The organism is Nocardiopsis sp. NPDC058789 (assembly GCF_042745575.1).
GTDB lineage: Bacteria > Actinomycetota > Actinomycetes > Streptosporangiales > Streptosporangiaceae > Nocardiopsis > Nocardiopsis eucommiae.
In genome coordinates, this window is record NZ_JBHYOW010000004.1 from 28,561 (window position 1) to 40,460 (window position 11,900).

The 11,900-nt window shown below is 71.7% G+C and carries 9 protein-coding genes; 6 read left to right on the forward strand and 3 right to left on the reverse strand.

Translation table 11 applies throughout. The features are described 5' to 3' along the window. Positions 1-423 precede the first annotated feature (423 nt). Positions 424-1,935, reverse strand: a complete 1,512-nt coding sequence (gene hflX / locus ACFW3L_RS06265; protein ID WP_378737013.1) for a GTPase HflX — start codon at positions 1,933-1,935, stop codon at positions 424-426. Between the two features lie 335 nt (positions 1,936-2,270). Between hflX and aceB the strand changes: the two genes are divergently transcribed. From aceB to ACFW3L_RS06285, 4 genes are all read left to right on the forward strand, one after another. Next, entirely contained in the window at positions 2,271-3,875 is a 1,605-nt protein-coding gene (aceB, locus tag ACFW3L_RS06270; RefSeq protein ID WP_378737015.1) for a malate synthase A, read from the forward strand. A 218-nt stretch (positions 3,876-4,093) separates the two neighbouring features. After that, a complete protein-coding gene (locus ACFW3L_RS06275; protein WP_378737017.1) occupies positions 4,094-5,578 on the forward strand; it encodes an FAD-linked oxidase C-terminal domain-containing protein in 1,485 nt (494 codons plus the stop codon). Positions 5,579-5,624: 46 nt separating this feature from the next. Beyond that, positions 5,625-6,851, forward strand: a complete 1,227-nt coding sequence (locus tag ACFW3L_RS06280; protein ID WP_378737019.1) for an FAD-binding oxidoreductase — start codon at positions 5,625-5,627, stop codon at positions 6,849-6,851. Between the two features lie 44 nt (positions 6,852-6,895). Then, positions 6,896-8,245, forward strand: a complete 1,350-nt coding sequence (locus ACFW3L_RS06285) for a (Fe-S)-binding protein (protein ID WP_378737021.1) — start codon at positions 6,896-6,898, stop codon at positions 8,243-8,245. Between the two features lie 17 nt (positions 8,246-8,262). Here ACFW3L_RS06285 and dapF read toward each other — a convergent pair whose 3' ends face one another. Further along, positions 8,263-9,087: a diaminopimelate epimerase gene (gene dapF, locus ACFW3L_RS06290; protein WP_378737023.1), complete on the reverse strand. Its 825-nt coding sequence runs from the start codon at positions 9,085-9,087 to the stop codon at positions 8,263-8,265. Positions 9,088-9,197: 110 nt separating this feature from the next. Here dapF and miaA point away from each other — a divergent pair, with 110 nt between their 5' ends. Then, positions 9,198-10,190 carry a tRNA (adenosine(37)-N6)-dimethylallyltransferase MiaA gene (miaA, locus tag ACFW3L_RS06295; protein WP_378737025.1) on the forward strand — a complete coding sequence of 331 codons (993 nt, stop codon included), beginning with the start codon at positions 9,198-9,200 and terminating at the stop codon, positions 10,188-10,190. A 12-nt stretch (positions 10,191-10,202) separates the two neighbouring features. Here the strand turns inward: miaA and ACFW3L_RS06300 are convergent, their stop codons facing one another. Beyond that, entirely contained in the window at positions 10,203-10,883 is a 681-nt protein-coding gene (locus ACFW3L_RS06300; protein WP_378737027.1) for a class III extradiol dioxygenase subunit B-like domain-containing protein, read from the reverse strand. Positions 10,884-11,127: 244 nt separating this feature from the next. On the opposite strand from ACFW3L_RS06300, the gene ACFW3L_RS06305 reads away from it, so the two are divergent. Next, positions 11,128-11,883 (forward strand): TetR/AcrR family transcriptional regulator, encoded by a 756-nt coding sequence (locus tag ACFW3L_RS06305; protein ID WP_378737029.1) that lies wholly within the window; start codon positions 11,128-11,130, stop codon positions 11,881-11,883. The last annotated feature ends 17 nt before the right edge of the window (positions 11,884-11,900 follow it).

Below are 11,900 nucleotides of genomic sequence, written 5' to 3' on the forward strand. Positions count from 1 at the left end.
GAGCAGGGACGTGGCGTGCACGGGCGGGCATGGCGACCTCGTATCTGGAAACGATTCCGACAGGGCCGTGGGCGACCCGGAGTCGCCTCGCGGTGCCGTGACAGTGGGGGTTCGCATCGGCCCGGGGGGACAGCGATCACTGCCGGCCAGTGCTCCAAAACCGTAGTCCATCCTCGGAGCCCGTGTACACCTCCCCGAGGGGACGAATGCGAGCGTTACCGAGCGAAACTCGCAAGCCCGCAGCGTGATGAAGACCACCCGGACCCTCCCTGAGCTGGCCTTCCTTCTCGCGATCGAGCTCCGATCGTGTTCCTCGGGAACGTGAGTGCCGCTGGCGCGGCTCCCCGGGAGTCCGTGGTCGCGACACGACGCGGCCGGGACGTCCCGTGGACGTCCCGGCCGCGTGTTCGCCCGTGCCGGGTCTCAGGCGTTGCTGGGCGCGTACTCGTCGAGCTTGGCGGCGAGCAGTTCGGGGACGAAGGCGTGCAGCGCCGTCCCGTCCCCGGTGTGCTCCTCGCTGAGGATGCGGCCCTCCTCGTGCACCCGGGCGATGAGGTCGCCTCGCGAGTACGGGACCAGGGCGCGCACCTCCTTGGCGAGCTCCGGCAGCGCCTCGGCCAGTGCCGTGACCAGCTCGGGCACACCCTCACCGGTGCGCGCCGACACCTCGACCAGGTCGGGGTAGCGGGTACGCAGCGCCCTGAGCGTGTCCGGGTCGGCGGCGTCGACCTTGTTCACCACGATGAGCTCGGGCACGTCCACGGCCTCGATCTCCGCGAACACCTCGCGGACCGCGCTGATCTGCTGCTCCGGGTCGGGGTGGGCGCCGTCGACCACGTGCAGGATCAGGTCGGAGTCGGCCACCTCCTCCAGGGTGGAGCGGAACGCCTCGACCAGCTGGTGCGGCAGGTGCCGGACGAAGCCCACGGTGTCGCTCAGGGTGAAGCCGCGACCGTCGGGCGTGCGGGCCTGACGGACGGTCGGGTCCAGGGTGGCGAACAGCGCGTTCTCCACCAGCACCCCGGCGCCGGTGAGCCGGTTGAGCAGGCTGGACTTGCCCGCGTTGGTGTACCCGGCGATCGCCACCGAGGGCACCTCGCGGCTGCGGCGAACGTCCTTCTTGACCTCGCGCGCGGTCCGCATGTGGGCGAGCTGACGGCGCAGCTTGGCCATCTTGTCGTTGATGCGTCGGCGGTCCGTCTCGATCTTGGTCTCACCGGGACCGCGCGTGCCGACGCCGCCGCCCGCACCGCCACCGCCGGAGCCGCCCGCCTGTCGGGACAGGGAGTCACCCCAGCCGCGCAGTCGCGGGAGCAGGTAGTTGAGCTGGGCGAGTTCGACCTGGGCCTTGCCCTCGCTGCTGCTGGCGTGCTGGGCGAAGATGTCGAGGATCAGAGCGGTCCGGTCGACCACCTTGACCTTGACGACGTCCTCCAGCTGGCGCAGCTGGCCCGGGGTGAGCTCGCCGTCGCAGATGACGGTGTCGGCGCCGGTGGCCTCGACGATGTCGCGCAGTTCCGCGGCCTTGCCCTTGCCGACGTAGGTCGCGGGATCGGGCTTGGAGCGGCGCTGGGTGAGTCCTTCGAGGACGAGGGCGCCCGCCGTCTCGGCGAGTGCGGCCAGCTCGGTCAGTGAGTTGTCGGCGTCGGTCTGGGTCCCCCTGGTCCAGACGCCGATGAGCACGACCCGCTCCAGGCGCAGCTTCCGGTACTCGACCTCGGTGACGTCGGTGAGCTCGGTGGAGAGCCCTTGGACGCGGCGGAGCGCGTGCCGTTCGGCCAGCTCCATCTCACCCTGGTCGGGCGTGTGGCCCTGGTCCTCGTAGTGGTCACCGCCAGCGGCTCCGCCGCAGACGGTGCTCTCCTCACGGAAGTCGTCCTCGCTGTGGGCCTGGTGCCCCGCGCGGTCGCTTCCGTGGGTGTCAGCTGTATTCATATCCCTCCAGGTGGGTCAACGCATGTGCCGCCATGGTTCTTCCCGGAGCGGGTACGACGGCCGTGGTCACGATGCTCGCACCTCCGCTCGGGCAGGGCATCCGAATTATCGCAGGGAACGTGACACAGGCCATGTGTCCGCGCGGACGCGTGAGATCCTTGGAGTAGCTCCAACACTCAAGAAGCGCAGATCTTCCGTCGGAACTTTGGACATACTTCCGCCTTGATGAAGATCTTCACTGATCAAGCACGTGAGTGACGTTGACCGCTCGACATCAAGATAGTAGCTTCATTTCCACATCCCAGAAGCTTGTTTCGTATTGCGGAAGGTTATCCATGGGCGCCACGCACGGGGTCGAGATCACCGGCCCCCTCAACGATCGGTTCGACGAGATCCTCACCGAGGACGCCCTCGCCCTCGTCGCCGAGCTGCACCGCACCTTCGAGTCACGCCGCCAGGAACTGCTGGCCGCGCGCCGGACCCGCGAGGAGCGGATCGCCGCTGGCGAGGACCTCGACTTCCTCCCCGAGACCCGGCACATCCGCGAGGACGACAGCTGGAAGGTGGCTCCGGCCGCCCCCGGCATCACCGACCGCCGCGTCGAGATCACCGGTCCCACGGACCGCAAGATGACCATCAACGCGCTCAACTCCGGCGCGAAGGTGTGGCTGGCCGACTTCGAGGACGCCAACACCCCGCTGTGGGAGAACATGATCCAGGGGCAGCTCAACCTGCGTGACTCCCTGGACCGCGAGATCGACTTCACCTCCCCCCAGGGCAAGACCTACGCCCTCAAGGACGACTCCGAGCTGGCCACGATCGTGGTCCGCCCGCGCGGCTGGCACCTGGACGAGAAGCACGTCCTCGTCGACGGCCAGCGCACCAGCGGCGGCATCGTGGACTTCGCGCTGTACTTCTTCCACAGCGCCAAGCGCCAGATCGCCAAGGGCAGGGGCCCCTACTTCTACCTGCCGAAGATGCAGAGCCACCTCGAGGCCCGCCTCTGGAACGACATCTTCGTCCTGGCCCAGGAGCGTCTGGGGATCCCGCGCGGCACCATCCGCGCCACCTGCCTGATCGAGACCATCCCGGCCGCGTTCGAGATGGAGGAGATCCTCTACGAGCTGCGTGAGCACTCCGCCGGTCTCAACGCCGGTCGCTGGGACTACCTCTTCAGCATCATCAAGACCCACCGCACCCGTGGTCGCGGCTTCCTGCTGCCCGAGCGCAACGCCGTCACCATGACCGCACCGATGATGCGCGCCTACACCGAACTGCTGGTCAAGACCTGCCACAAGCGCGGCGCCCACGCGATCGGCGGCATGGCCGCCTTCATCCCGTCCCGCAAGGACGAGGAGGTCAACCGGAACGCCTTCGCCAAGGTCCGCGACGACAAGTCCCGCGAGTCCGGCGACGGTTTCGACGGCTCCTGGGTCGCCCACCCCGACCTGGTCCCGATCGCCCGTGAGATCTTCGACGGCGTCCTGGGCGACCGCCCCAACCAGATCGACAAGCAGCGCCCCGAGGTCGAGGTGTCCGCCGCCGACCTGCTCGCCGTGGACCAGACCCCCGGCGGCGTGACGCTCGCCGGTCTGCGCGGCAACGTCAACGTCGCCCTCCAGTACCTGGCGGCGTGGATGGGCGGCAACGGCGCGGTGGCCATCCACAACCTCATGGAGGACGCCGCCACGGCCGAGATCTCCCGGTCCCAGATCTGGCAGTGGCTGCACAACGACGTCACTCTGGACGGCGGCGAGAAGGTCACCGCCGACCTGGTCAGGCAGATCATCGGTGAGGAGCTGGCCGCCATCCGCGAGGCCCTCGGCGCCCACTTCAACGAGGACCTGTACAAGCAGGCCAGCGAGCTCTTCACCGAGGTCGCGCTGGACGACGACTACGTCGACTTCCTGACCCTGCCCGCCTACGAGCGCATGCCGTAGCCGACCGGAACCCGTCCAGCGCGGCCAACCTGGACGGATCGGGCCGGTCCACCGAGTCCAACTCGCGGACCGCCCCGCATCGGTTTCACAAAACGAAATACCGTTTCCACCGTGCCCCTTGCCTCGGCAGGGGGCACGGTCGTACGGTCCCCTTGCGAGGCCGCAGTCGGAGAGCGCCACCCCCAGCCGTGCTCTCCGGACGGAACCGGGAGGCGCCCATGACCACGTCCGCACCCGACACGCCCACGGTGCTGGCCACCCTGATCCCCCGGCTGCGTGAGATCTGCGGTGACGACGGCGTCCTCACCGACCCCTCCCAACGGCGCGTCTACGAGAGCGACGGCCTCACCTACCACCGCGCCACCCCGGGTGTCGTGGTCATGCCGACCACCACCGAGCAGGTCGCCGCCGTGATTCGCCTCTGCGCCGAGCACCGCGTCCCCTTCGTCCCGCGCGGGGCGGGCACCGGTCTGTCCGCGGGCGCGCTCCCCCACGCCGAGGGCGTCCTCCTCGTCACCTCCCGCATGCGCCGCGTCGTCGAGATCGACGTGGAGAACGAGTGCGCGGTGGTCGAACCGGGTGTGGCCAACCTCGACGTCACCCGGGCCGCGAGCCCCCACGGCTACTACTACGCACCCGACCCCTCCAGCCAGCAGGTGTGCTCGGTGGGCGGCAACGTCGCGGAGAACTCCGGCGGCGCCCACTGCCTCAAGTACGGGTTCACCGTCAACCACGTGCGCGGACTCCAGATCGTCACCCCGGCGGGCGAGATCGTCGAGCTCGGCGGCAAGGCACCGGGCGCGCACGGGTACGACCTCATCGGGGCGTTCGTCGGATCCGAGGGCACCCTGGGCGTGGCCACCCGCGTCACCGTGTCCCTGACCCGCTCCCCCGAGAAGACCGTGACCCTGCTGTCGGCGTTCACCTCGCTGGACGCGGGCGGCGAGGCGGTGAGCGCGATCATCTCCGCCGGGGTGCTGCCGTCCGCCATCGAGATGATGGACGCCCTGGCCATCGAGGCCGCCGAGCGCGCCGTGGCCTGCGACTACCCCGAGGGAGCGGCCGCCGTGCTGGTGGTGGAGCTGGACGGCCCCGCCGAGGAGGTCGACGCCCAGCTGGAGAGGGTCACCGCCCTGTGCGCGGACGCGGGTTCCTTCGAGACCCGCGCGGCCAGCGGCGCCGAGGAGCGCGCCCTCATCTGGAAGGGCCGCAAGTCCGCCTTCGCCGCCGTGGGCCGGATCAGCCCGGCCTACATCGTGCAGGACGGGGTGGTACCGCGCACCTCGCTGGGCGAGGTGCTGGGGCGGATCGCCGCGCTGTCGGCGGAGTCCGGCATCCGGGTGGCCAACGTGTTCCACGCCGGAGACGGGAACCTGCACCCGCTCGTGCTGTTCGACGACTCCGAGCCCGGCGCGGGCGAGCGCGCCGAGCGGGTGTCGGGGGCGATCCTGGACCTGTGCATCGAGCACGGCGGGTCCATCACCGGGGAGCACGGGGTGGGCGTGGACAAGGCGTGCAAGATGCCCCGCATGTTCGACGACGCCGCGCTGGAGACCTTCGACCTGTTCCGGAGGGCCTTCGACCCGGACGGGATCGCCAACCCGGAGAAGCTCCTGCCCACACCGCGCCTGTGTGGCGAGCGGCCGGGGGTGCGCACCGGGGTGCACCCGCTGGTGGAGTCCGGCGAGGCCGAGCAGTTCTGAACCGCCGGGCCGCGGCGGAGTGACGACGAGGGCCGGGAGGCCGAGGGTGAACCTGGATGTCGATGGCTGTGACCTGAGGGAGGCGACCGTTGAGGACGCCGTGTGCGGGGTCGTGCCCCGGTACGTGGCGGCGCCGTCCGACACCGACGCCCTCGCGGGGGTGATGGCGGCGGCGCACCGGAGCGCGCTCTCGGTGACCGTGCGCGGTGGCGGCACCGCACTGGACTGGGGCGGGACACCGCGCTCCCTCGACCTGCTGGTGGACGTCTCCGCGCTCTCCTGGATCGACCACATCGCCGGTGACCTGGTGGTGGAGGTCGGTGCGGGCACCCCGGTGGCCGACCTGTACGCGGCCCTGGCCTCGGCCGGGCAGCGACTGTCCTACGACCCGGTCCGGCTCGGCTGCACGGTGGGCGGAGCCGTGGCGACGGGGGTGAGCGGCCCGCGCCGTCTGCTCTCGGGAGCCCTGCGCGACCTCGTGATCGGGATGACGGTGGTGCGCGCGGACGGGGTGGTGGCCAGCAGCGGCGGCCGGGTGGTCAAGAACGTGGCCGGGTACGACCTCGCCAAGCTGCACACCGGCGGGTTCGGCACGCTCGGTGTGATCGCCTCGGTCGCCTTCCGCCTGCACCCCCTCCCGGAGTCCCTGCGGGTGGTGAGCGCGCGGGTGTCCTCCCGGTCGCGGGCCGAGGAGGCCCTGGCCGCGTTGCGGGCGACCTCCGTGGTGCCCTCGGCCGTGGAGCTGGACTGGCCCCCCGAGGGCCCCGGACGGCTGGACGTGGTGTTGGAGGGGACCCCGGCCGGGCTGGAGGCACGCGCGGGGAGGACGGTGCGGGCCCTGGCCGAGAACGGCGCCGACGGCCCGCCCACGGTCCGCGAGGAGTTGCCCGAGGGCTGGGGTCTGCTCCCCGCCGAGGGCACCCTCGCCCTGGTCACGACCCCACCGGCGCAGAGCGTCGCGGCCGCCGCCTGGGTCGCGGAGGTCTCCGGGGCGGTCGACGCGGGCGCGCGCACGCAGGGTTCGGCCTCGACCGGGTCCCTGGTCGTGTCCTTCCCCCCGGGAACCGCCCCGGAGCGGATCGGGCTGGTGGTCGACGGCGTCCGGTCGGCCACCGAGCATCCGCTGGTCCTGCTGCGTTCCGAACCGGACGTGCGCGCCGCCGGGATCAGCCCGTGGGGCGAGGTCCCCGGCCTGGGGCTGATGCGCGCGGTGAAGGACTCACTCGACCCCGGGCACCGCCTCTCCCCCGGCCGGTTCGCCGGGGGGATCTGAGCCACCCGACCCGCCACCCGCCCGCCTCGACACCAGGGAGCCCCGTGACCGACCTACCGACCGAACCGGCCAGCGGTGGACCCGGCGAGCGCGAACGGCTCTTCGGTGACCTGCTGAACGACTGTGTGCACTGCGGTTTCTGTCTGCCCACCTGCCCCACCAACGTGTTGTGGGGCCAGGAGATGGACTCCCCGCGCGGACGCATCCACCTCATGGGGCAGATGCACGAGGAGGACGTGCTCACCGAGACGGCGGTCGGGCACTTCGACAACTGCCTGGGCTGTCTGGCGTGCGTGTCGTCGTGCCCCTCCGGGGTGGCCTACGACGCCCTCATCGAGCACACCCGGTACCGGGTGGAGGAGGAGCACCGACGGTCCCCCGGCGAGCGCGTGCTGCGCGGGGCCGTGTTCTCGCTCTTCCCGCACCGGGGGCGGCTCCGGGCGCTGCGCGGGCCGTTGCGCGCCTACCAGGCGAGCGGAGTCTCCGCGCTGGTTCGCAGGTCCGGGCTCCTGGACCGGATCTCACCGACCCTGGCCACCATGGAGCGGATCGCCCCGCCCCTGTCCGCGCCCCCTCCCCCGCTGCCCGAGCTCGTCCCGGCGGTCGGTGAGCGGCGCGCCCGGGTGGGCATGCTCGTGGGCTGTGTGCAGGGCGCGTTCTTCCCCGAGGTCAACACGGCCACCGCCCGGGTGCTGGCCCTGGAGGGCTGCGAGGTGGTGATCCCGCGCGCCCAGGGGTGCTGCGGGGCGCTGTCGGGGCACTCGGGGCGGCTCGGCGAGGCGGCGGACTTCGCGAAGGGCCTGATCGAGGTGTTCGAGGCCCGTCAGGTGGACCGCGTCGTGGTGAACTCCGCCGGGTGCGGGTCCAGCATGAAGCACTTCGACCGGACCCTGGACGAGGCGGGGGCGGGACCGGCGTGGGTGGAGCGTGCCCGGGCGGTCGCGTCGAAGGTGGTGGACCTGACCGAGTACCTGGTGGCCCTGGGCCCCCGCGCCGAACGCCATCCGATCCCTCTCCGGGTGGCCTACCACGACGCGTGCCACCTGTCCCATGGCCAGGGGGTGACCCGCCAGCCGCGTGAGCTGCTCCGCCAGATCCCCGGCCTGGAGGTGGTCGACCTGCCCAACAAGGAGGTCTGCTGCGGTTCGGCGGGGGTGTACAACCTGTTCAGGCCGGAGGCCGCGAGCGAACTGGGCGACCGCAAGGGAGCGGACGTGGCCTCCACCGGGGCCCGGGTGCTGGTTTCGGGCAACCCTGGGTGCTCCCTCCAGATCGCCTCCGCCATGGAGCGCGCGGGTTCGCCGGTGGCGGTGACGCACACCGCCCAGATCCTGGACGCCTCCCTGCGCGGGCTGGACGCGGGTCGGTTCACGGGGGCGCTCTCCCCGCGCTGAACCGCCGGGCGGTCCCGTCAGATCAGGAGGGTCTCGCCCTCGGCGACGATCACGGCGGGGCCGCTCAGGCGGGCGCCGGAGGCGTCCACGTGGACCGTGCACTCACCGCCGGGAACCCGTACGCGCCACGTGGCGTCCTCGCCCTCGGGGGTGGCCGCGGCGGCCGCCGCCACGATCCCGGTGCCGCAGGAGCGGGTCTCGCCGGAACCCCGCTCGTACACGCGCATCTCCAGCACGCCGGGGCCGACCTCGGAGTACACCTCGACGTTGGCTCCCTGGGGGAAGGCCTCGGTGTCGAGCACCGGCAGTGCGGTCAGGTCGATCCCGGCCACCGGAGCGTCGACCTCGCAGGCGAGGTGCGGGTTGCCCACCGAGATGCGGGCGCCGTGCACGACCTGTCGGGCGAGCTTGGCCGAGGAGGTGCCCAGGCGCTCCACCCGGCCCATGTCCACGGTGACGTCGCCGTCGGACTCGATCACGACGCCCTTGGCGCCGTCACGGGTGCCGACCTCGAACCGGTCCTCCGAGACGAGACCGGCGTGCCGCAGGTAGTGCGCGAAGACCCGCACCCCGTTGCCGCACATCTCCGCGACGCTGCCGTCGGAGTTGCGGTAGTCCATGAACCACGCGGTCCGCTCGGCGGTGCGGGCCGCCGGGGCGAGCGTCTCGCCCAGCGCGTTCGTGCGCACCACCCGGAGGACACCGTCACCCCCGATACCGGCCCGTCGGTCGCACAGCGAACGTACGGTCTCCTCCGTGAGCTGGAGCTCCCCGTCCGGGTCGGGGAGGATCACGAAGTCGTTCTCGGTTCCGTGGCCCTTGGCGAATCGCATGCTGGCCATCCTAGACGCGCGCGCCCAGGTCATCGAACGGGCCGAGGTCCCGCCGAACTCCCACCGATCTCTCACCCGCTCCGGCCCCGGAGCGGGCCGGACGTGGTTACGCTGGAGGGATGATCAAGGTGATCGCGGTCGTGGGCCCGACCGCTGTGGGCAAGTCGGACCTGGCCGTCGATCTGGCGGAGTGGTTGGAGGAACGCACCGGGCGCCGGGGTGAGGTGATCAACGCCGACTCCATGCAGCTCTACCGGGGCATGGACATCGGTACCGCCAAGCTCCCCGTGGGCGAGCGGCGGGGCGTGCCGCACCATCTGCTGGACCTCTGGGACGTGCGGGAACCCGCCGACGTCGCCACCTACCAGACCCTCGCGCGGGAACGGGTGGACGACTGCGCCGACCGGGACGTCATCCCCGTTCTGGTGGGCGGTTCCGGGCTGTACGTGCGCGCGGTCCTGGACCACATGGAGTTCCCGGGCACCGACCCCCGGGTGCGGGCCCGGCTGGAGAACGAGCTGGCCGACGTCGGCCCCGGGCTGATGCACGCCCGGCTGGCCGAGTCCGACCCCGAGGCCGCCCGCACCATCCTGCCGGGCAACGGACGGCGGATCGTCCGTGCCCTGGAGGTCATCGAGCTGACCGGGCGCCCGTTCACCGCCAACCTGCCCGACCACACCTCCTTCTACCCGTGTGTGCAGCTCGGGTTGACCGCCCCGCGCCCGGAACTCGACGAGCGCATCGACCTGCGGGTCGAGCGCATGTGGGACCAGGGTCTGCTGGAGGAGGTCCGTCGCCTGGACAAGCAGGGCCTGCGCGAGGGGCGCACCGCGTCCAAGGCGCTCGGCTACGCGCAGGCGCTCGCCCAGCTGGACGGTGAGATCACCGAGACCGAGGCCAAGGAGCAGACCGCACAGGCCACGCGCCGGTTCGCCCGTCGCCAGGAGTCGTGGTTCCGCCGTGACCCCCGGGTGGACTGGCTCCCCTACGACGCCCCGAACCTGCTGGAGCGGGCGATGACCCAGGTGGAGTCGGCGCTGTCGGGGCGTACCGAGGAGCCGGGCGAGGCCCTGGTGGACGTCGCGACGCTCCTGCCGAACCCGCAGCGCTGAGCGCCCCCGGGCTCACGCCCAGGCGGCCACGAAGTACCCCACGCCGTAGGGCGCCTCGTAGGCGAGCAGGTCCCCGGTGAGGGCGCCCTCCCGGGCGGCCCCGGCCAGGACCTGCCAGGCGGGGCGCCCGGCCACCATGAGTTCGAGGGCCAGCTGGGGGTCGAGCCCGGCGAGGAACGCGGTGTCCGCCGCCCCCAGGGCCTCGGCGACGGCGTCGTCGTGGGGGACGGCCCGCGCGTCCACGTACCCCGGTGAGTGTTCGGTCCTGCGGGCGCTTCCGTCCCCCATGACCAGGAGCGCGACCCGGTCCGCCGACCCCGCGAGTTCCGCGCCGAGCCCCGCCGCGCGTTCCGGGGTGGTCCCGGAGGAGACCTCCAGGTAGCCGTCCGGGGTCAGGCCGCCGCGCTCGGCCAGCCAGCGGCCGGTCGTGGCCGCCAGGTCCAGAACGGCCGGTTCCGGTCCCACGCGCAGGACGACTCCGAAGTCGGCGAGGTCTCCACCGGCCTCGGACCCGAACAGGTGCTCACGCGGGCCCCGGCCCACCACGACGAGACGGTCGGCCCCGGCCCTGCCGAGCCCGGCGACGGCGCGGTCGCACGCGGCGCGCAGACCGTCGAGGTCCGGCGCCGCCCCCCGGGCGACCTCGGGGAAGAGCACGGGCGGATGCGGGCACACGGCGGCGGCGATCAACACAGGGGCGAGGCTATCGTCCCGTCCGCTCCGGTTCGGGCGATCCCCTTCGACTCGCATCCTCGGTTTCCCTCGACGGGGGCTTGTCCCGGGGTGCGATCTGGCCTAGCTTTGACTCTGTGACCAGATTTGAAATCCAGTCACAGAGTCAGAAGGATGCGGTCCGGGAGGGGAGGTCTGGATATGGTCTTCGCGTCAAGGCTGGTGAGTGCCCTCACCGGCGGCCCCCGTACCGAAGGAGCCGTACGTGTCCCCGTCCGCCGACCACAACGCCCAGGACCGGCCCGCCTCCGAACGCGAGCTACGGGCCGACCGCATCCTCGACGCCGCGGAGGAGCTGATCGTGGCCTGGGGTCAGCGCAAGACCACCATCGACGACGTCGCCCGCCGGGCGGGGGTCGGCAAGGGAACCGTCTACCTGCACTTCCCCACGAAGGAACGGCTCTTCCTCACTGTGGTGATGCGCGCCCAGCACGACATCGTCAGTCGCCTCCTGGAGCTCATGCGCGAGGACCCGGAGGCGGCCCGACCCAGCGAGATCGCGCGCCACATCTACCTCCTCCAGTTCGACTCCCCCGTCGTCCACGCGCTCTACAACAACAGCAGCGAGGAGCTCAGGTCCTTCTCCCGCACCCTTCCAGAGCTGGTCAAGGACCTCGCGGAGGCCCGGCAGAAGGTCCTGCGCGACTACTGGGACCTGTTGGAGAAGCACGGGGTGCTGAGCCCGCTGCTCCCCTCGGAACAGCAGTTCTACGCCTACAGCTCCACCGTCATCGGACACCTGCTCGCCGAACCCCTGCTCGCCCAGCAGGGGTACCCCGTTCCCGACCGCACCACCCGGGCCGACCTGGCCGCACGCAGCATCCGCCTGCTCATGGAACAGGACGTGACCGCGACCGCCATGGAGGCCGTGCAGGCGGGGGCCATCACCCTCTTCTCCGGACTCGACCGGCTCCTGACCGGCGAGATCGAGGAACAGAAACGCGTCAAGCGCAGCACGTAGACCCCACGAGGAGGGGC